Source organism: Paenibacillus sp. FSL H8-0280, from assembly GCF_045040665.1.
Taxonomy (GTDB): Bacteria; Bacillota; Bacilli; order Paenibacillales; family Paenibacillaceae; genus Paenibacillus; species Paenibacillus xylanexedens_A.
Genome location: NZ_CP150296.1, coordinates 4,503,986 through 4,526,553 on the forward strand (window position 1 = coordinate 4,503,986; position 22,568 = coordinate 4,526,553).

The 22,568-nt window shown below is 45.6% G+C and carries 15 protein-coding genes; 1 reads left to right on the forward strand and 14 read right to left on the reverse strand.

The features are described 5' to 3' along the window. Positions 1-148: 148 nt before the first annotated feature. The 10 genes from MHI12_RS19760 to adhE form a co-directional block, all read right to left on the reverse strand. The gene (locus tag MHI12_RS19760) at positions 149-2,401 is read right to left on the reverse strand and encodes a stalk domain-containing protein (protein WP_405170098.1); all 2,253 of its coding nucleotides are present in this window, start codon (positions 2,399-2,401) and stop codon (positions 149-151) included. Positions 2,402-2,676: 275 nt separating this feature from the next. After that, positions 2,677-4,332 (reverse strand): beta-N-acetylhexosaminidase, encoded by a 1,656-nt coding sequence (gene nagZ, locus MHI12_RS19765; protein WP_405170099.1) that lies wholly within the window; start codon positions 4,330-4,332, stop codon positions 2,677-2,679. Positions 4,333-4,360: 28 nt separating this feature from the next. After that, the gene (locus MHI12_RS19770) at positions 4,361-5,992 is read right to left on the reverse strand and encodes a response regulator (protein WP_405170100.1); all 1,632 of its coding nucleotides are present in this window, start codon (positions 5,990-5,992) and stop codon (positions 4,361-4,363) included. After that, positions 5,989-7,824 (reverse strand): sensor histidine kinase, encoded by a 1,836-nt coding sequence (locus MHI12_RS19775; protein WP_405170101.1) that lies wholly within the window; start codon positions 7,822-7,824, stop codon positions 5,989-5,991. The genes MHI12_RS19770 and MHI12_RS19775 overlap by 4 nt, the downstream gene beginning before the upstream one ends. A gap of 32 nt (positions 7,825-7,856) precedes the next feature. Beyond that, entirely contained in the window at positions 7,857-8,687 is an 831-nt protein-coding gene (locus tag MHI12_RS19780) for a carbohydrate ABC transporter permease (RefSeq protein ID WP_036614430.1), read from the reverse strand. Then, complete coding sequence (locus MHI12_RS19785; protein WP_036614432.1) at positions 8,687-9,571, reverse strand: carbohydrate ABC transporter permease; 885 nt, start codon at positions 9,569-9,571, stop codon at positions 8,687-8,689. Before MHI12_RS19785 ends, MHI12_RS19780 begins: the two co-directional genes overlap by 1 nt. Before the next feature lie 51 nt (positions 9,572-9,622). Next, complete coding sequence (locus MHI12_RS19790; RefSeq protein ID WP_405170102.1) at positions 9,623-10,990, reverse strand: ABC transporter substrate-binding protein; 1,368 nt, start codon at positions 10,988-10,990, stop codon at positions 9,623-9,625. 449 nt (positions 10,991-11,439) lie between these two features. Next, positions 11,440-12,192 (reverse strand): pyruvate formate-lyase-activating protein, encoded by a 753-nt coding sequence (gene pflA, locus MHI12_RS19795; protein ID WP_074095714.1) that lies wholly within the window; start codon positions 12,190-12,192, stop codon positions 11,440-11,442. A gap of 89 nt (positions 12,193-12,281) precedes the next feature. After that, positions 12,282-14,540 (reverse strand): formate C-acetyltransferase, encoded by a 2,259-nt coding sequence (pflB, locus tag MHI12_RS19800; RefSeq protein WP_405170103.1) that lies wholly within the window; start codon positions 14,538-14,540, stop codon positions 12,282-12,284. A gap of 790 nt (positions 14,541-15,330) precedes the next feature. Next, on the reverse strand, positions 15,331-17,943 hold the full coding sequence (adhE, locus tag MHI12_RS19805; RefSeq protein ID WP_340914071.1) for a bifunctional acetaldehyde-CoA/alcohol dehydrogenase: 2,613 nt from the start codon (positions 17,941-17,943) through the stop codon (positions 15,331-15,333). A gap of 430 nt (positions 17,944-18,373) precedes the next feature. Between adhE and MHI12_RS19810 the strand changes: the two genes are divergently transcribed. Next, positions 18,374-19,090: a Crp/Fnr family transcriptional regulator gene (locus MHI12_RS19810; RefSeq protein ID WP_036614443.1), complete on the forward strand. Its 717-nt coding sequence runs from the start codon at positions 18,374-18,376 to the stop codon at positions 19,088-19,090. An 87-nt stretch (positions 19,091-19,177) separates the two neighbouring features. Here the strand turns inward: MHI12_RS19810 and MHI12_RS19815 are convergent, their stop codons facing one another. The 4 genes from MHI12_RS19815 to MHI12_RS19830 form a co-directional block, all read right to left on the reverse strand. Further along, the gene (locus MHI12_RS19815) at positions 19,178-19,891 is read right to left on the reverse strand and encodes a hypothetical protein (RefSeq protein WP_366349070.1); all 714 of its coding nucleotides are present in this window, start codon (positions 19,889-19,891) and stop codon (positions 19,178-19,180) included. Between the two features lie 196 nt (positions 19,892-20,087). Continuing rightward, complete coding sequence (locus MHI12_RS19820; protein WP_341008088.1) at positions 20,088-20,819, reverse strand: hypothetical protein; 732 nt, start codon at positions 20,817-20,819, stop codon at positions 20,088-20,090. 191 nt (positions 20,820-21,010) lie between these two features. Next, positions 21,011-21,307 (reverse strand): helix-turn-helix domain-containing protein, encoded by a 297-nt coding sequence (locus tag MHI12_RS19825; RefSeq protein WP_076333333.1) that lies wholly within the window; start codon positions 21,305-21,307, stop codon positions 21,011-21,013. Between the two features lie 511 nt (positions 21,308-21,818). Then, positions 21,819-22,547, reverse strand: a complete 729-nt coding sequence (locus MHI12_RS19830) for a ThuA domain-containing protein (RefSeq protein WP_017687549.1) — start codon at positions 22,545-22,547, stop codon at positions 21,819-21,821. Positions 22,548-22,568: the final 21 nt, after the last annotated feature.

The window sequence follows — 22,568 nt, forward strand, 5'->3', positions numbered from 1 at the left end:
CATTAGTCTAGCTTGAGCTAATGACATTACATTTTGATGGAGTCCCTTCCTGACGGTTCAGATGATCAATCGTTCGGGCGACTTTTGGGGTGAACGGGTATATATGATATAAGCTTTCACTCCAAACCGTCCGTGCATGTTCATGATATTACTTTTCAGCCGGAAGCGGCGTGAACAGCAGGTTAACAGGCAAGTTACTTCCTGGTGCCGCCGAGAAGAGAATAGTTACACTCTCGCCGTACGAACCTGTGCGATACATTACGCTTTGCTCATTAGGTGCAGTTACAGATTTACCTGTGGAAATCTGAACGACTTGACCATTCACGAGTGCCACACCTGAATATCTGCCTCCACGAGGATTGAATGAAATCAACGTGCGCGGAGCAACATTATTCAATGTAATTTTGTACAATACACCGAAGTTACCTGCGTTGGAAGCTTCCGTGTAAGCCATAGGGTCTGTTCCCACAAGGTTTGGATCACTTGCATTGTCTCCAAGTGGAAGACGTGCAGGTTTCGATCCTAATTCTTGATCATACGTAATGATCCGTGTTGCATTTGGATAGGTACCACGGTTGTGAACTCCATCACGATCCAGAACCGGCAGGCTCGACAACACTTCCATCGGGTCCTTATTTTCTTCGATCATGATAATGTTGTAATCCAGTTCATAGTCACTGAATACATCCGAATACAAGGAAATGACTTGTCCCTGTTTCATCGGAAGAACGCTCAGATCATTGAGAATCAGCTTGCTTTCTCCTGGCTGGATGTACACTTTCTTTTGTCCGGTACCATTCTGCATGGATTGGAACCAACGGTCAATGGACAGCTTTCCAGCTACCGTTGCAAAAGGAGACGGTCCTGCAAAACCCATGTTTTGCTGGTCAATGGACGCCGTGTATGCATTGTTGTTTGTCGCTACAACATACATTTTTACGTTTTTGCCCGTGTTGTTCACATGGTGAATCATGAAGCGTGTCTGTCCAAAGGAAGATTCCTTGTACACAATACCTTCTGTATTCACGGTTTCCGGGCTGTTACTGCGGATCAACAGACTTGGTTCATCATAATAAGTGAAAGGTACTTTCTCCAATGCCGGTACTCCACCACCGTCAAAAGTGAACTTCTCACCGACTGGTGTGAACAATTGATTGAAGTCAGTCACACTATAAAGTGTTTCTCCCGTAATATTGATCATCTTGGTATAGCTATTGCTAGCACCATGTTTATCGGTAACTGTAATCGTTACGGTCTTCGGTCCTGGAACAAAGAATGCAAGTGCATTGTTATCCCATTCTGTTTTTACAATTGCGTTCTCATCATCTGTACTTTGATCAATATAAGTGATTTTCTCACCCATTTTGTATTCTTCTTTATCTGTCGTAAACATCGCAACAGGAGGCAGATTTGGTCTTTCAACCTTAATCGTAACCGAATACGGATCACTCCATTGACCACTTGAATCCTGGACCGCATAGGTTACTGTGTATACACCTGGTTGGTCGAATGAATCCTGACGGCCTGTCCAACGCTCATCTACAATGCTGAGTCCCTTGGGAGAGCTGGATCTGGTTGTGTAGGTTACCTGGTCTCCGGCAAAAACCTCTTTTTGTACCGTGAAGCTTGCCACCGGTTTGGTACTCAGATTCAATACAACCGTTTTGGCAGATTGATTTACTTTATACGTAATGTCCAGAGCCTGTGTAATTGAAGTCAACGGCACCATGAACGTATTTTTTTGTTGATAAGCCGTGCCCTTCATCGTTCTGGACACACCATTAACGGTATAGATCTTGCTGTTTGTTTTGAAACGCAACTCATCTTCGCCACTAATAATGATCGTTTCTTTAGTTGTGTTATCATATTTGACATCATAGCCAACCCGATCAACGAGAGCACGGATCGCTACATAGGATACTCCATTTTTAACAGCCATCGGCTGTCCAGCAAGATACGTTTTGCCATCTTGCATCATTTTATTACTGTTCATATAAAGAGTGAGGTCTCCACCCCCGCCTCCAGCAACAGATGAACTGCCTGTAGATGGTTGCTCCACTTCGACTGGTGCAGGTGCTGGTGTTTCCTCAGCTGTACCTTCTTCGTCTGTAGGTTCAATTACCGGCTCAACAGGAGTCGCGTCTGTTCCTGTAGGAACATCTGTCTCAGGGTTCACTTCTTCAGTTGTTTCATTATTTGATGTTGGAGTGTTTGTTCCGGATTTCACTTCGGATTCCGCGATGGTTTGTTCTTTCTTCACAACCTCCACGGATTTAACTTTGGCTGTATTCACTGATGTAGTATCGCTCTGATCTGCTGATTGTGCATTGGCAGGAATCACTGCAAACGCCTGAAACACAGCAAAAGCGGTAAGTATGGACAATTTCTTCTTCAAATTCATTCTTTGTCTTTGGCTCCTTCTGCTCCCATTTTATAAATATCCCCCTCAAAAAGTCATATTATTAGACGCTTGGAACCGGGAAAAGTTGCTAAAAAGTTAAGAGGAGAATTGTAAACTTTTAATAGAAGGAAAATACTATGAAAATAGTTATCTATCAATTATCTTTTTAGCATTCATATCCCAAAATTAACCAATAGAAAATTCCAACAAAAAAATCTCTCTCCGATGTGGTCATTCAGCACCATATCGCAGAGAGATGTAAGGATTGAATAGGCCTAGCGCAAACGGACAGGCAGACTTCCTGTTGGCTGCAGTCCACCGGTTAACACATGGGACAGTACCCGAACAACTGCAGGTGTATTCTCATACGTACACACATAACTTCCCGGCCTCGAAATCTCCAGCAGATCATATGGATTGCGCAGAGCAATGACAATCAGCGAATGATTCTTACTAAGCTTTTCAACCAAATACTGTTGCCCTTTCGGAAGATGACCTGCCGATGTGTACGTACATACGATAACTTGTTCACTCTCCGACACATCAGCCAATATCCGATCTGCTTCATCATAAGTGGGCTGAGTAGTAATTTTGTGCTCACGAACTGTGCCTCGCAGCTGCGATAACGCCATACCCAGCGATTCTGTATGGGACCATGGTTCATCCACCTCTGTCCGTTGCACAACCTCAGGCCAGATGACATACACGTCCTTCTCTCGGTCCAACGGCAGCAGCCCATCATTATGAACGATGGTAATACTGCTTGATGCAATCTTGAACAATGTCGATTCGTTTAATTCACTGGGATCACTGGGTTCAGTGGATTCAATGGATTCATTGTTTTTAACAGGTTCAACATCTGCTCCTTCGAACGTTTCACTCGCTTTCAGCGAAACAAGATAGTCATTTTGCTGCCCACAGCGCTTTCTTTTCCATGTCATAATGCGTTCCAACGCCTGATGAATAACCTCTTCCGATACTCGGCCCGTTCGAACTGCTTCCACAATGGCTTCCAGCGCAGCAACCTGATCTTGCAAGGTATGACTCACCAGAATCAGATCTGCTCCTGCCTCCACAGCACGAATCGCAGCTTCAGCTACACCATATGGCTTGGATATTGCATGCATTTCAAGACAGTCTGTAATAATAATGCCTTCAAAACCCATTTCCTCACGTAGCAGACCCGTTAACACCTTATGTGACAACGTTGCCGGAATGGGCTCGGGCTCAATCGAAGGGAACATCACATGAGCTGTCATAATAGCATCAACGCCGGCCTCAATCGCCCGGCGGAACGGTAGTAGCTCCATCTGTTCCAGCCTGTTTCGATCATGAGGTACTGTAACGATACCAAGATGAGAATCTACGGCGGTATCTCCATGTCCCGGAAAATGTTTGGCAGTAGCAGCTATGCCCTGTGATTGATATCCGGTGATGGCTGCTACGCCATGAGCGGCCACACTTTCAGCATGTTCACCATACGATCGTACACCGATGACCGGGTTAAGCGGGTTGTTATTCACGTCGACCACTGGCGCAAGGTTCATATCAATACCGATGTTTTTTAACTCACGACCCAGAATTTGAGCACACTCCAGGGTATATTCTGGATTGCCTGTTGCACCAAGTGCCATATTACCCGGCACTTGGGTCATTCCCTCTTTATCAATCCGTGCAACCATGCCACCTTCCTGATCCACCGAAATCATGAGTGGTAGGGCCCCCGCTTCAGCAGCCATATCTTGCAGTTCGGCGGACAGCCGTGTCAATTGATCTATACTTTCGACATTCCGCCGGAAATAAATGACGCCGCCAATATGATAGTCACGGATTAAGCGAGTAATCTGTTCATCTGCGTGCTGACCGTGAAATCCACACATCAACAATTGGCCTACCTTTTGCTCCAATGTCAGATCATTCAAGGGTTTCATTCGACCTCTCCTCCCGTTTCCCTTGCTACTACGAACCCGATTGTTTACTCTGTCTGTACTCGGAGGGTTTCATGTGGAAGTGTTTATGAAACACCTTGGAGAAGTAACGGCGCTCCTTGAACCCTGTCGCTTCCCCAATCGCTGTAATGCTCCATTCGGTTGTACTCAACAATAAAGCGGCACTTTCCATCCGTTTCTGCGTCATATATTCCACAAAAGTAACACCCATTTGGGTTTTAAATAGCTGGCAGAAGTATCCCGGGCTGATTCCAAGCCAATCGGAGACTTCATCTATTCCCAAGTCCTGTTGCAGCCGTGCATCCATATACTCACATGCAGACAAGATCAGTTCCGATACAGAAGGACGTGGCTGCGTTTGTTTGCCCTGATAGGCATGGGTAACAACCTCTGCAAGTTCAAGGAGTTCCCTCATGGATACGGCCCCTTGCAGTGCATTCCAAAAATTCACTTCGTGCTCTTCAGCGAGGGCCTGCACTTCCCGCAGTTCACGAAGCATGTGCACAAGCATAAACCGAAGATTGGTTTCATCTACCTTGCTGAAGGATTGTCCTGAATTCCCCATTTGCTGTTTAAGCCGGTCCAATACATCACGTAACCCCTGCTTGTTCCCTTGACGAATCCACCGAGTAACAAGCTCCAGATCTTCTCTTGTAATCCATGAGTTAGCCCCTTTGGAAGCCGTATGATCATACGATAAGGTGGTTTTGGGACAACTCGCCTTCAGCACCTTGTCTTCACTCTCCGAATGGGACATCAGTATTTTTTGACAATGCCGGTATCGCTCCAGAATTTTACTCTCCAGGTTCACGGGCACAGCATCCTGAACAACCCTGACCTTCACACTTGAATCCAAGGACAATATCACATTTAATTCGAGACACAGTTGATGGGCCAGTTCCTCTGAGCGACGTTTCCACTCCCCCGATGCCTCCAGCAGGATGCACCACTCACCTTTGCGGGTCGAAAGAATCTGACAGTCATCTATAATTCTCTCTGCCACTTCCCTAAGTCTGGAACTTACGATCTCATGCCATCGTTGATGCTGAAGCTCGGACCAGCCGATAGAATGGCGAAAATAACCGACTGCATCCACCAGCAGCAACGTATAAGGTGCAGTAGTTGTTATGAATTCAGGAACAGAGGCAGGATAGGCAATCGTCAAAGGTGCTTCTCCTCGCAACAGGTCAATCAACTGTTTATGTCTGATCCAGCTTTCCATCTCTTGGCTGCGATAACGTTGCGATTCGTTTTCCAGACGTCTCTTCTGGATCTGCCCGGCAAGTTCACGCAGTTTATGTTCAAGATTCAAATAATCAATTGGCTTACATATGTATTCATGTACGTTATACTTGATAGCAGTTCGAGCATATTCAAACTGCTGATACCCGGTCAGCAAAATAATTTCACATGTTTCACCCTGCTCTCGCAGCAAACGAATAAGTTCCAATCCATCCATAGACGGCATCCGAATATCACACAAGAGAATGTCCGGATGACTTTCTGTTACTTTCCCCAGCGCTTCTAAACCACTTCTCGCTGTACCTGTGATTTCAATCCCCATCTCTTCCCAGGGTAAAATGTAGTTCAAATTCTCCAGAATCGGCAGCTCATCGTCAACCAGCATTGCAGTCAGATTCATCCGGCTTCCTCCTGCTCATATAATGGAATGATGCATCGAATAACTGTGCCATACCCCGGTGCTGAACATATAAATATGCCATACCCGGCCCCGTATTGAATACGAATTCGATCTGCCACACTTCGTAATCCCAATCCCCTGCGTTCCGTTATGGACGATAATGATTCAGCCCCTTCCGCGAGCATATCTTCCGGTGGATCTTCTGCCATATACTCAAATCGTGCGAGCATTTCCTGGGGAATACCGATCCCATTATCCTCAACACATAACACCAGATGACCCCGTTCCGCATATGCGCTTATCCGCAGTACACCTGCATAGGTGATCCCCTCAAACCCATGTTGAATACTGTTTTCCACCAGAGGCTGAAGGGTAAGCTTAAGCAGAATTGAGCTGTATAGATGGGGTGGAATGTCAATCTCATAGGTAAACAAATCACTGAATCTGTACTGTTGAATCTCCAGATAACTTTGCAAATGCCTGATTTCCTCACCCAGCGGAATCTCCTCCTGATCCTGAATGCTGATACGAAGCATATTGCCAAGTCTGGTCACCATCTCGCTTACTTTGCGGCCCTCCCCTCGCAGCGCTAATCCATTAATGGATTCCAATGTGTTAAACAGGAAATGAGGTTTGATCTGGGCCTGTAGTACACGTAGTTCCGCTTGGGCCTTCTGCTCCTGCTCTGCCCGAACACGACGGAATAATCCCCCGATCCGATCCAATAGTTCATTGAACCCTTGCGCGAGCAGCTGCATTTCATCGAATCCTTTTCCTTCCACCCTCGCATTAAAATCACCATCATCCACACGACGCATAAACCTTACAAGTACAGCAATGTTACCCGTAATGCGATTCATGAAAAAAAGATTGAAGATCATCGCTGCGAGCAGACATAACAGAATAATGATGACAGACCAACCGGCAAAGGCATTTGTTTCCGCAGATAAGGCTTCCCATGAAGTCACACTGACTAGGCTCCAGTTATAGTTCTTCAGATGATATTGCGAAATGATGCTTTCCTTGCCGTCAAAGACCGTTCTGACACTGCTAAAGCCAGGACCGTACCTGCCGGATTCAGTACCAAGGTTTTGCATGTTCTCACCGTTATATATACCTGCAGGATCATAGACGATCAGCCCTTCTTCATTAATTAACAGGAATGATGTATCCTGTGCCGAATCGCTGATTTGCAGGTGACGGAAGATCCGGTCGATCTCTCCTTTTTTGATCTGAACAACAAGCACGCCGATATTTTGAAAATAACTGAGTTCTTTGACCAGTCTGATCTGGGTGAAGACAGGTTCTATCCCGGTTAATTCGGGATATTCCAAAGGTGCGAGCCATTTAGGCACGCCATTAAGTTGCTGAATTTCGTTGAATAAGGGATGTACTTTGAATTGCTGAAAAGGAAGGGCTTGAAAGTTCTCTTTGGTGAAAATGGAGACAATCTGGTTGTTCTCGGAAGAACGCAAATCATATAAAAAGGCATAACTGATGAACGGATAATTATATAGAAGGGAACGGAAATTGCGCTGGCTGGCATTCAGGGATAACTGATTACCGGTTCCCAGATCCTGCTTGGTCGGATCTTTGGCGTTCAGCGCCATCTGAAAAACCGATGTAGCTATCCCGTTGTCGGTAACATTATTAATCTGCTGAAATACATTCTCGATATTGTAACTAATGGCCTGAAGCGCATATTCGGCCTGTTGATTGTATTTTTTCTCAATCGTATGTGATGTGACCAGAAACATGCCAATGCCCAGCGCACACATCGGTACAATAATCAGCAGCAGAAATGCCAAGGCCAGCTTCATTCGCAAGTTCATATCCCGTTCTCCCTATCAACTGGTTCATGGTATTAACCTTTGACACCACCTGCAGTTACTCCTTCTATAATTTTCTCTTGGAGTATAGCGTAGATCACAAGTACAGGTACAACGCTGTATACAATACCTGCCGACATCTGGGCATAGTTCATCTGATATTGATCCCGAAACTGGACCATGCCCACTGGCAGCGTACGCAATTTATCGGTGGATAAGAAATAGTTGGCGAGTAAAAATTCGTTCCAGTTGCCGAGGAAATTAACGATAAAAACGGTAACAATAGCCGGAACCGTAAGAGGTATCACTATTTTAGCAAAGATACCCGGTGCCCTCAAGCCGTCCATGACAGCCGCTTCCTCAATTTCTCCAGGCAGAGAACGCATAAAAGCCGCCAGTATAATAATTGTAAACGGGATCGCATTGGCCACATAGGGCACGATCAACGCCAGATGCGTATCCAATATGCCCATTTTGCGTACAAGCAGATAAATCGGCAGCATGAGTGCATTGTTGGGAATAAGCATACCCGCCAGAATCAGACTGTACAGAAACAGGCTCCATCTCCGGTGTCTCATCCGGGTTACGGCAAAAGCGAACATGGCCCCGAGCACAATCGTACACGCCGACGATAAAACCGAAATGTACAGGCTGTTCCAGAAATACGTGCCAATCTTGGCATTCACCCAAGCCTCCACATAATTGTTAAACTCCCATGTTGTAGGTAAACCGAATGGATTCAGGGCGATTTCATTGTTATCCTGCTTAAATGAAGAAAAAATTACAAATAAAAAGGGAAACAAAATCGCGATCAAGTACAACATTAACAACACATGAGGTATACTGCTTTTTATGCTTTTCGGCATCAATATTCCACCTTCTCGCTCCGCCTCGCCACCAGCAGTTGATACACAGCAGTGAGCACAAGCGTCAGAGCAAAGATCAGCACTGCAATGGTATTGCCATAACCATATTTGAAGTTGGTAATCGCGTATTTGATCATATATGTGGCCAGAACCTCGGTGGACCCGGCGGGCCCACCTTTGGTCATGACAATCACGATGTCTGCTGCTTTCATGGCACCTGCAATGGACAACATGATCACTACTGAAATGATCGGCCGGATCAACGGCAACGTAATTCGCATTGCACGTTGTACTGCCGTTGCCCCATCAATTGCAGCCGCTTCATCCAGATCACGGGGAATCGCCAGTATGGCCGCCAGCACCATGACAATGTAAAATCCCGTCCACTGCCAGGCATTGGTCACCAAAATGGACAACATGGCAAATCGGTTATCCGATAACCAGTAGATTGGATCGATGCCCAGCACATGAAGTATTTTGTTTAATAGTCCGATATTGGGTTCATAGATGAACCCCCACAAGATACCGATAACGGCTGTCGACATGATGGATGGTAAAAAAACAGCTGTTTTATAAAGACCTTTCAGCCTTTTCACATTGGCAATCAGAAGCGAAAACAGGACGATCAGGGGTACCTGAATCAGTACCGAAAATCCGATGAAAAAGCCGTTATTCCGTGTGGAAATCCAAAAACGTTCATCGGTCAGTGCCTTCACATAATTGGATAAACCCACAAAACGTGGCTCAGCCGATACCCCATTCCAACTCGTCAGACTGTAATACAGGGAGCTACCAATAGGGTATAGAAAGAACATCACAAACAGAATTAGGGCTGGCATTACAAACAACGTATAGATTAACGGGCTGCGGAGTGAAGTATTCATGGTCAGCCTCCTTCAGTCACTTCAACGATCGCAGTTTCAACTTGAATTGCTTTATTCCACTGAAGCGTTTGCTTCTTCCTGTACCTTTTGCAGCTCTTCTGCCATTTTCTCTGGCGTGGTCTGCCCACCAATCAATTTCTGAATCTGCAGATTGCTGATCTCTGTCGTCACATCGGCCTGAACGAGTGCATCAAATGCCGGGAACGACGTCTTGGACGCATTAAGCACGGCCACAATTTCTTTCATCAGATCATCGGTAATGCTATCGGTCAGTACTTTCTCGTCCAGCTTCATGGCAGGCAACACACCATCTTCCACAAGGCCGCGAACCTGCATATCTTCATTGTAGAAATTTTTGATAAAAGCTTTCACTGCTTCCAGCTTCTGCGGGTCATCCGCCACTGCTGCCGAGAATCCGTATCCATTGTTCACATCTCTCATCAAAGACGTCTGATCTCCTGCTCCGTTCTCTACCGGAGGCATATTGAAGAATCCAACCTTGCCAATGAGCGATTCACCGCTCTGACCTTCTTTGAATACAGATGATTTCCACGTTCCGTCATACATTAACACCGCTTCTCCGCTTGTAAATTGCGTGGTATATTCGGCATACTCGAAGCCTAGCTCGCCTTTTTTGAAATAACCCTTATCCACCCATTCCTTATGTTTGGCAAAACCTTGCACAACACCCGGATCGGTCCACTTCGCTTCACCTGTTGCAAACTTTGCGGTAATCTCCGGCCCGGCATATCGGGACCACAGGTGGTTGGTTAACATAAGCGGTACCCAGCCTGCCTTGGATGCGGAAGCAAGCGGCACTTTACCATCGGCCTTGATCTCGGCCAGTATATTGTCCAGTTCAGCCATGGTAGTTGGGGCTTTCCATCCTTTTTGTTCAAAGTACTCTTTATTATAGAAAAAACCTTCTCCCGAACCGCCAATTGGCAGTCCATATACTTTTCCTTCGTACGTAAACGGTTCAAGGGATGTAAACTGGTCTTGAATGTCCAGCTCTTGCAGGATTGGGGTCAGATCAAGCAACATACCTTCCTTGGCATAAACTTTGGAATCCGGGCTACCGAACAATTCAAATATATCCGGCGGGTTGCCTGCCGCCATCTCTCCGCGAAGCTTTTCCTTACGATTCACATCGGATTCGACGCCATCCAGCGTAAAGGTCAGATTGGGTACCTCTCCCTCAACTTTGTCCACAACATCCTGCAGAATGGCCAGTCTTTTCTGTTTGTCGGCTCCCACCTGTGTGTGGCGGAGAAGCATTTCAACCGGTTCCTTACTTGTTTCCTCCACAGGTGTGTTGCCTGCGCCTTGCTGTGGCTCGTTACTTGAGCTTGCACATCCCGCCAAAGTCCATGAAGTGATAAGCAATAATGAAAGTAGTAATGTCATTCTTTTTTTCATCTGATTGACCCTCCTCAAGATATTGAGCATTTGGCTTTACACTCTGATTATAAAAAGCCGGAGCTTACATCGTAAGGATGACAATTCATCAATGGAGGGATAAAATCCTTCACTGGACCCATAATCTTGCATTTACAATGGATAACAGCAAAAAAAACAGCCCCAGCGAAACATGTTCGCAAAGACTGCTTGGTTGGTATATACGTTGAACTCAAGAATATTTACACTTGCTACTCCGATGACAGAACAACCTTCTGATCGCTGTTATCCCCCGATTTTTTTAATCCACTTTTACAAAGGTGAAAATCTGGGGATTGCGTATGCTTCCGATGTAGCTTTCTTGCAGAAAGCTTTTAGGCGAACGCTCCGCTTCTTCAGCTTATTTCTGTCCTCTTCGTTCTCGTGTAAAAAATTAGTTCAAATTATATAGATCCTGTATATAACTGTAGTTACTTACCGGAACAAGCCACGCCAGCTGTTTCCTGGCGACCTTGTTCGATCAGACGATACGCCCGCTCCACTTCTTCTTCACTTGGCGAAGGAACACCATCCAGTGGATATACTTTACCGAGCGCTTCCCATTTGTAGATCCCCATCTGATGGTATGGAAGAATTTCGAACTTCTCGACGCCATTTAATGTTCCAATAAACCTTCCGAGGTTAAGCAGATCCTCTTCCTCGTTATGAATCCCAGGCACATACACGTGGCGTATCCACATTTTCCGACCTTGCTCCGATAACCACTTGGCTGTTTTCAACGTTCTCTCGTTGGATTTGCCTGTCAACTTGATATGTTTCTCGTCATCAATATGCTTGAGGTCCAGCAGAACCAGGTCTGTGTGATCCAACAGATCGTGAATTCGATCCGGTTCGTTAAACCCGTTGCTATCCAGTGTTGTATGCAATCCCCAGCGTCGCTTCACTTCCTTGAAGATTTCGGCTACAAAGTGAGCCTGTAACGTTGGTTCTCCCCCAGATATCGTGAGTCCGCCTCCGGAGCTGCGGTAGTAAGACAGGTAAGGCTCAATTTCAGCCAAGACCTCCTCAAGCGTCATTTCTTTTCCACCATCCAGCGCCCATGTATCGGGGTTATGGCAATACTGACACTTCAGTAGACATCCTTGCATAAAAAGCACAAAGCGGATGCCTGGGCCGTCAACCGTCCCGAAAGTTTCGAGTGAATGAATATGTCCGTTAACCATGCTGCCTCTTCCTTTCTGTATCCGCATCCGCTGTGCGTTTAATATGATTTGGAATGCCTTGCTCTAGCGGTCTTCTACTTGCAAATTACTTACATCGAGCCATGGAACGTACGGTTGATGACATCCAACTGTTGTTCACGAGTCAGTTTAATGAAGTTAACCGCATATCCAGATACCCGTACAGTCAGTTGCGGATAGTTTTCCGGGTGATCCATCGCATCAATCAATTGTTGACGATCAAATACGTTGACGTTCAGGTGATGAGCGTTTTGACCGAAGTAACCATCCATCATCGCAGTCAGGTTGGATTTACGTGTAGTCTCCTCTTTACCCAATGCTTTTGGCACGATGGAGAAGGTATTGGAAATACCGTCAAGACTGTGTTCATAAGGCAATTTGGCTACAGAGCCAAGGGATGCCAGTGCACCTTTTTTGTCACGACCATGCATTGGGTTTGCACCTGGAGCAAATGGTTCACCTGCTTTTCGACCGTCCGGTGTAGTTCCTGTTTTCTTACCATATACCACGTTGGAAGTGATCGTCAGAACGGATTGTGTTGGCACTGCGTTACGGTAAGCTTTGTGCTTGCGAATCATGCCCATGAAGTTCTCGACCAGTTCAACAGCAATGCTGTCTACGCTGTCTTCATTGTTACCGTAACAAGGGAAGTCTCCTTCGATTTCGAAATCAACAGCGATGCCTTGTTCGTTACGAATTGGTTTTACTTTGGCATATTTGATTGCACTCAGTGAATCTGCTGTAACCGATAGACCAGCGATACCACAAGCCATCGTGCGTACAATATCACGGTCATGTAATGCCATTTCGATACGCTCATAGCTGTATTTATCGTGCATGTAGTGAATGACGTTAAGGGTGTTCATATACAGCTTCGCGAGCCACTCCATCATTGGTTTGAAGCGTTTCATAACCTCATTGTAATCCAGCACTTCGCTAGTGATGGCAGGATACTCAGGTCCAACTTGTGCTCCGGATTTCTCGTCACGACCACCGTTGATCGCATACAGGAGAGCTTTTGCCAGGTTGGCACGAGCGCCGAAGAATTGCATTTGTTTCCCGATCTTCATAGCCGACACACAGCATGCAATACCGTAATCGTCACCGTAGATTGGACGCATCAGATCATCATTCTCATACTGTATTGAGCTGGTTTCGATGGATACTTTACTGCAATAATCTTTGAAAGCTTCTGGAAGTTTCGTGGACCAGAGAACAGTCAGGTTCGGTTCTGGTGCAGGACCCAAGTTGTGCAGTGTATGCAGGAAACGGAAGCTGTTTTTGGTTACGCGTGTTTCACCATTCACTGACATACCACCGATGGACTCAGTCACCCATGTTGGATCTCCACTGAACAGTTCGTTGTAATCCGGTGTACGCAGGAATTTGACAATCCGCAGTTTCATTACAAAATGGTCAACCAATTCCTGAGCCTGTTCTTCGGACAAAATCCCTTCTTGCAGGTCACGTTCAATGTAGATATCCAGGAAAGAAGATACACGTCCGAGTGACATCGCAGCACCGTTCTGTTCTTTGATCGCAGCCAGATAACCGAAGTACAACCATTGGAATGCTTCTTTTGCTGTTGTCGCTGGCAGGGAAATATCGAACCCGTGCATATCGCCCAATTGTTTCAATTCTTGCAATGCACGAATCTGTTCAGACAATTCTTCCCGCAGACGAATGACATCTTCATCAATAACATCAACTTCGAGTGCATTCAATTCACCTTTTTTGTTACGAATCAGGAAGTCTACCCCGTACAAAGCTACACGACGATAGTCACCGATGATCCGGCCACGGCCGTAAGCATCTGGCAGACCTGTAATAATTCCTGCTTTACGGGCTGCACGCATGTCGGAAGTATAAGCATCGAATACACCCTGGTTATGTGTTTTGCGAATGTTTGTAAATATATCAATGACGCCCTGTGGCATTTCAAAGCCATATGCCTCACATGCGTCAATCATCATGCGAATTCCGCCTGTTGGTTGAATGGAACGTTTGAACGGAGCATCGGTCTGAACGCCGACAATCTGCTCTTTAGATTGATCCAGATAACCGGGTTGGTGAGAAACAATAGTTCCTGGTGTGTTAACGTCAACGTCAAGGACACCGCCGTTATCACGTTCTTTTTTGGTCAGATCAGATACGATCTCCCACAATTCTTTAGTATTCTGGGTTGCACCTGCGAGGAACGCTTCATCACCGTAATACGGAGACAAGTTGTGTGCCAGAAAATCATTCACATCTACGGATTTGGTCCATGTTCCTTTGGTAAAGTTTCTCCAGCCTGTTTGTTGTTTGACATCTTTTTCAATCACCGACATCGTAATCCCTCCACTAATTTGGATTTCTGGACACATAACATCTTGCTTCATTCGTAGCATTGTGTGCCCAGAGCCGCGATTAATGTGAATTGTTTCACATAAACCGGAACATGTTCTCTCTACTTGGGAACCGGAACCGCGGTATGAATGTTTTTCTTACATTTTCAGTATACGACTTGGCGCTTTCATCATCTGTGATTTTTGTCACAAAGTCAGTGAACTAACTCACTCCACCTGCGCTTTGTCCCATTGAACCCGGTAAATTCACACTTAGCCACTGCGCGGGCAGAACAACTTCCGATCGCTGTTATCCCCGGATTTTTTCAATTTTATTTTTCCAAAGGGGAAAATCCGGGGATAAAGGCGAACGCTCCGCTTCTTCAGTTTTTTCTGCCCTCTCCGTTATTGTGTGAACATTTGGCTCAAACGGCCACATCACGAATTCCGTGCCACCTCTTTAGAACCCTTTTCTCCTCTGCGCTCGGAGCAAAACAAATCTTAAAATAAATCCTGAAAAACAGATGCTCGCTCTTCTGTTTTTCTGCCCTCTCCGTTATTGTGTGAACATCTGGCTCAAACAGCCAGAGCGCGAATTCCATTACTACCTCTATAGAACCCGTTGTTCCTCTATGCTCGGAGCAAAATAAATCTTAGAATAAATCCTGAAAAACAGATGCTCGCTCTTCTGTTTTTCTGCCCTTTTCTTTATTGTGTGAAAGACGGCAATCGGGGCTCCCCTCTCGGGGAACCCTGATCTTCTTGCCGTAAGGCACGCTTCATTCTAAGTTTATTATTCAAACTTTCCGTAGAAAGCGTTGCGGTATACATCAGCCAGTTCAGTTACCAGCGGCAACTTCGGATTGGCGGTTGTACATTGGTCTTCGAAGGCACGGTCAGCCAGATAATCGACATGTGCTTCAAAGTCTTTGGCATCAAATCCGATTTCCTGGAACGATTCTTCAATACCCAATGTTTTGTTCAGTTTGCGAATCGCATTGATGAGACTGGTTACGCCTTCTTCTGTCGTACGAGCAGGCAATCCCAAGATACGGGCGATTTCGGCATACCGCTCATCCGCAACAAAGTGCGAATATTTCGGGAACGATGCAAATTTGGTCGGTTTTTTCGCGTTGTAACGAATGACGTGTGGCATAAGAATCGCATTGGTGCGTCCGTGTGCGGTGTGGTACTGACCGCCCCATTTGTGCGCCAAGCTGTGGTTAATGCCCAGGAATGCGTTGGCAAATGCCATACCGGCAATTGTGGAAGCATTATGCATTTTCTCACGTGCCAGTTTGTCACCTTGCAGTGCAGATTGCTCCAGGTATTGGAACACCAGTTGGATTGCTTTGATCGCAAGTCCATCTGTGTAATCATTTGCCATAACAGACACATATGCTTCAATCGCGTGAGTCAGTACGTCCATACCTGTATCGGCAACGGCTGTTCTCGGCAGGGAGTATACGAACTCCGGATCAACAATCGCTACGTCTGGTGTTAGCTCATAGTCGGCCAATGGATATTTGGTGTTGCCTTGATTTTTGTCCGTGATAACCGCGAACGATGTCACTTCAGAACCTGTACCTGATGTGGTTGGGATCGCTACAAATTTCGCTTTTACGCCGAGACGTGGATATTTGTAGATCCGTTTGCGGATATCCATGAATTTCTGTTTCAAATCGTTGAAGTCCGTGTCTGGATATTCATAGAACAACCACATGGCTTTGGCAGCATCCATCGGTGATCCACCGCCAAGTGCGATAATGCAGTCTGGTTGGAAGCGGCGCATCATTTCGGTTCCGCGGTCTACCGTTGTTGTGGATGGATCTGGCTCAACATCGGAGAACACTTCGATTGCTACCGGCATTTGGCGTTGACGCAGATAGTGTTCTACCTTTTCAACATATCCAAGTTTCACCATCATGGCATCCGTAATAATCGCCACACGTGTGATGTCAGGCATTTTGGCAAGATACTGTGTTGCCCCTTTTTCGAAGTAGACTTTGTTTGGCACTTTGAACCATTGCATATTCACGGTACGGCGAGCCACCCTTTTCACATTGATTAAGTTCACAGCGGTTACGTTGGAAGAAGTCGAGTTACGTCCGTATGATCCGCATCCCAGTGTCAATGAAGGCATGTTTGTGTTGTAGATATCCCCGATGGCACCGTGTGTGGATGGTGAGTTCACAATAATCCGTCCAGTTTGCAGACGATCTGCGAACTTGCCAATCACTTCTTCATTTGTGGAGTGGATAACCGAGGAGTGACCCATGCCGCCAAAAGCAACCACTTCTGCTGCACGTTCAATTCCCTCTGCTGCCGTTTTAACTTTGTAACAAGCCAGTACCGGGCTTAATTTCTCAGCCGACAATGGGAATTTGGTACCTACCCCTTCAATCTCGGCCACGAGAATTTTGGTGCCTGCTGGAACTTCAATACCGCACAACTTCGCAATGCTTACCGCAGATTGACCAACAATCGCCGGGTTCACCGCACATTTCTCGGCATTAATCGCACCTGCTGTCAATTTTACTGCTTCATCTTTGTTAACAAAGTAACAGCCATTCGCAATCATTTTTTTCTTCACTTGATCGAAGATCGGTTCTTCAATGATGACCGCTTGTTCGGAAGCACAGATCATACCGTTGTCGAAAGACTTCGACAGGATCAAATCCGTTACTGCCTGGTTGATATCCGCGCTTTTCTCGATAAAGCAAGGTACGTTACCCGGTCCTACGCCCAGTGCAGGTTTACCACAGCTGTACGCTGCACGTACCATGCCGGATCCGCCTGTTGCCAGAATGAGAGCCACATCATTGTGATTCATCAGTTCGTTTGTACGATCCATGGAAGGATCATCAATCCACTGAATACAATCTGCTGGTGCACCATGTTTCACAGCCGCTTCCAGCAGGATTTTGGCAGCTTCCCGGCTACAATTCTGTGCAGATGGGTGGAAACCAAAGATGATCGGGTTACGCGTCTTGATGGAGATCAGTGCTTTAAACATCGTCGTTGATGTTGGATTCGTAACTGGTGTAATCCCCATGATGATGCCGACCGGCTCCGCAATTTTCTGGAAGCTCTCATATTCGTTATCTTCAATCACACCTACGGTTTTGTCATACTTGATGCTGTGGTACACATATTCTGTTGCAAATATATTTTTGGTGATTTTATCCTCATACACTCCGCGGCCTGTTTCTTCTACGGCCATCTTAGCGAGCATCATGTGTTTATCCAGACCCGCAAGTGCCATCGCTTGCACAATCCGGTCAATCTGCTTCTGGTCCATCTTCATGAATGCGGCGTGTGCTTTATTCGCTTTGTCGATTAACGTTTGAATATACTGACCTGCTGTCGGTTCTTTTGCTGGGGCGACTTCGTTCTTTACAGCCATCTCCCTCATCCTCCTAAAGGTTCGTATTAGTTTGTCTCTCTCGTTTACATTCACATCGTAACATGACAATAAACTTAATTATGTGATTTTTTTCACAAAGTATAACAAATTTAATTTAAGTTTTGTAGTGTCCTTCATACGACCATTTTCACTTCCTATTTAAAATATAGGGCTGTAAAATTCATCCTCTCCATCAAAAGTGAATTTTATCACAATGTTTGAAATTTCGTCATTTTTGCCCCCTTTCCTTCCCCCTCAAACGGTAAGATTAGGTATATACTGAACTTAAAAATTGAACCACCGCAATTTGTACCGTCCTTCCTCCCGGCCGAGATGACCCTGATCAGGACGGCAACGGTTTGCGGCGAACCTCGGAGGCTACTGCTTATTACAGACGGTCGTCCGATGGACACAAAGGGGAGATAGACTTATGAGAGAACTAACAACTGTACTGGAAAAGCGCGGTAATACTAACTGTTTCTCGGAAGCAAATTTCAACCATCTGCTGGTTACCATGAAAGATAGAACCTATCCGGAAGGTACACATCTGTACTGGGAAGGCGACATCTCTGACAAACTTTATTATATGAAACGGGGTCGTGCCCAGATCACCAAATCCACGGATGAAGGCAAGGAACTGATCATGTACATGTATCAATCCGGTGATATGATTGGGCAGGCTGATCCCTTCTTTGGCTCTAAACACAGCTTCTCTGCGGAAGTATTAGAGGATAGTGAGATCGGTGTACTGGAGCATAAAGACCTGGAGATGTTAATCTGCCAGCATTGTGACTTTGCGATCGACTTTATGAAATGGATGGGCATCCACCACCGGTTGACACAGACCAAATTCCGGGATCTCATGTTATACGGCAAACCGGGTGCACTCTGCTCCACCCTCATTCGGTTGTCGAATTCGTATGGTGAGCCTCATGGAGAGCATGTCATTATTCACAAAAAGATTACTCACACGGATCTGTCCAATATGATTGGAGCCACTCGTGAAAGTGTCAACCGCATGTTAAGCGATCTGCGTAAGAAAGACGGGATTGAATATGACAATGGCATGATTGTCATCAAAGATCTGAAGATGCTGCAAGGAATCTGTCACTGTGAGCTTTGCCCGAACGAGATCTGTCGTATTTAATATTTGACTATGCTGATCCGATCTTGCTTATATATTTCAATAAAAAAAGCCCAGTTCTCTAAAAAGAGATTGGGCTTCTTGGTATACTTAGGATGCATTGGTTAATTCAAGCTTTACCGCATCACGTGGATTCAATTTCATGTCCAGACCATTTTCCATTAATTCTTTGTCATTCACCATAATGACCCACCGCTCATTCATACGAGGCGTGACATTCTCGACCGCAACGACAAATTTGTTATTCTCCGACATTCTTACAATTCCGCTGGACTTCAACACATCGCGAACTGTGCACTCTTGAACGTAGACGCCGGCATATTGACGATTAAGTGTTGGCATAATGTTTCCACCGCTAACCTTGAGTAACGTTGTCTGATATGCAACGCCATCCCCCCCACTGTCAGCGGCTTTCACGTAAATGATCACTTCATCTTTGGCATGAAGCTCCATGTCCCAATCTTCCTGTTCAATATCCTTGCCGTTTAATTTAACAGCCCAGCTCAGCGAAGAATCCAGAGAAACTTCACCCACGGATTGAATCCGTTTGCCATCCGCCGTAAAATCAACCAGTCCGCTATTGAGTAATGCTTTTTTGAGTGTCAAACCCTCACTAAAATCTCGCTTAATGGACTTTGTTGCATCAGGCAAAAACGTACTGCCATCTACAGCCACTGTGATCGTATTCGCTGTTTCTGTCTCTTTGACAATTGGCTGCTCAGAAGGCTGCGTCTCACTACAACCAGCCAAGATCGCCAGTAGGAGCAAACATACACCTATGTAACCGGGGATTTTCTTCATCATGTAGGTAACACCACCCTGCGTAAAATCATTCACCCTGTTGTCCATAACCTCTATTATGGCACAACTTTCGGCAAAAAAAAGTGTCAAAGCCGTTACTTTTATAGGGTACCGCCTCCAAATAAGGCTTGTACAAGAAAGAGAGCCTGCACACAGGCTCTCCAATCTATATCATTTTATGTTCTCATTGGTTACGTTATCATTGGACACTAGCCTGCATGTATGTCCGTCCTCCATCGCCATCTTTCAGATATGGATTAAGCCCGAAGAACTGCTCCTCAGATACATACACCCCTGTCAGCAATCGCCCTTCAAGCAATCCACCGTCAACCTGCACGCAACATGAAGGTGCGTCTACATACTCCTGATACAACGGAATCTGCCCATATTGTTGATGGACCTTAAATACCTTCCCTTGCTCATGCAAAGGCCGTTCCGAGAAATAGGTAGGCACAATGTAACGAGCAATGACATCCAGTTCCTGCACGCTATAAAAGGGTTCATCACCAAGCCATGGCGCAAACATTCGAATCTTCTCATATTGAGACCAGACAACCGCCTGAATCAGCATTTCTGCCTGAACCAGCCGACCTTCTCCCACATCCAGAACCAATTGCTTACCATGAATAGTTTCTTCCATCTGAGACATCGTTGAATCAGGTTGTCCAAGCTCACATCCGATACACTTCCAGCCCCTGGACGTTTGAATCCATTTTTGCAGCACCGCCGGAGCTAATTTCGGACCATCGCTGTTCACAGAATGTGTATTCACTTCGGCAAGATCATCCTTAACCGAACGGGAATATGCTGTGCGCTTAAACAACTCTGCAGCTTTTTTGTAGATTAGATGTACCTGAATGGATGCGCTCTCAAGTTCTGCAATATCTTTTTTGCCGTAGCGTACTTCACGGGATAAGCTTTCTTCTCTCATGACAAGTGGGCCTCCTTCGCTCCGGCCGTCTGTGGCCATTTTCTATAGATTATACTACAACTCATGACAACATGTGCATAGCCCAAGAGAAAAACGCCGATCAACATAATACTTAAGACAAAAACCCCTGATTTCCACGGAAATCAGGAGTCTATGTCACTCATGCAACGAAAGTGGGTGATGCTTATACGTTAGTCAACCCACTTCTCAGCCCAGTCTTGAATTTGATTCATGACAGGCTGGAGCGCTCTACCTTTATCCGTCAGTTCATATTCAATACGAACCGGCGTCTCGGGATAGACGTGACGAACCAGAATACCTTCACTCTCCAGATCTTTCATCCGTTCGGACAACATCTTGTCACTCATGGACGGGATCAGATTGGAGATATCCTTGAATCGCTTCGAACCACTCATCAACGTTTGAATAATTAAACCATTCCAGCGTTTGCCCAAAAAAGAAAACGCCGTCTCAAAACGCGGACACATCCGCAAGTCTTGACCTTCCACATTAATCACCTCTTTAGAGATCACTCAAATCAACTTACATTTTGTTAGTATATTTCATAATAACATATTTAAGCTTCAAAGAAAACGCCTGCAACTAAAAAGTTTAAATTTTAGAAGCATATCATCCAAAATGGATCATACATCCCAGTATACATTACACGCTGCGTCGTAACCATGGGAAATATCGTATAACTTCCCCATAGTACTATCTTACCCAAAAAGAACCCCACTGCCACAGTCATCATTGACTCGGAGAAGGGTTCTTCGTATACATTATCCGTATAAGTTCAACTAAAGCATATTTACACTACCACTCCGACGTCAGAACAACTTTCCGATCGCTGTTATCCCCAGATTTTTTTGATTCCTTTCTAAAGGGAAAATCCGGGGATAAAGGCGCACGCTACGCTTCTTCAAGTTATTTCTGCCCTCTCCGTTATTGTGTAAATGTTAGTTGAACTTATATATCTTTCACGAAGCAATTAGTAAATTAAACCAGCACGCCACCAAATGGTCTTACAGGTTCACTCTTGCCAAATTCCGGCTTAAAGCTGCGGGCAGGATATGCCCATTTCACAGCGTTGCTGATCACTCTTAATATTTCCGGTTTGTAATAGGTCGGATATGTCTCATGACCTGGTCGGAAATAAAAGATTTTACCTTCACCACGCCGGAACGTACATCCGCTCCGGAATACTTCCCCACCCTGGAAGTTACTTACAAACACCAGTTCATCCGGTACTGGAATATCGAAGAATTCGCCGTACATCTCTTCTTTTTCCAATACAATCTTGCCTTCGATGCCATCCGCAATCGGATGAGACGGGTTAACACACCATACAATTTCCTGCTCGTCAGCTACACGCCATTTCAGATCGCAGCTGGTTCCCATCAGCGCTTTGAATGGTTTGGAGAAATGACCTGAATGGAGCACAATCATTCCCATGCCATTCAGCACTCGCTGCGCGACCTTCTGTGAGATCTCATCGCTTACGCGATCATGTGCCATATGTCCCCACCATATGAGCACATCTGTGGAATTCAGCACTTCATCACTTAATCCGTGTTCAGGCTGATCCAGTGTAGCTGTACGAATAGCAAAGCCTTCGCCGCCAAGTCCGTCAGCCAGTGCTCGATGCAGACCATCCGGGTAGACTTCCCTTACTTCATCGTGAATTTTCTCATGGACAAATTCATTCCAAATGGTGACGTTGATCATATTCAATTTCCCCCTAGTGTA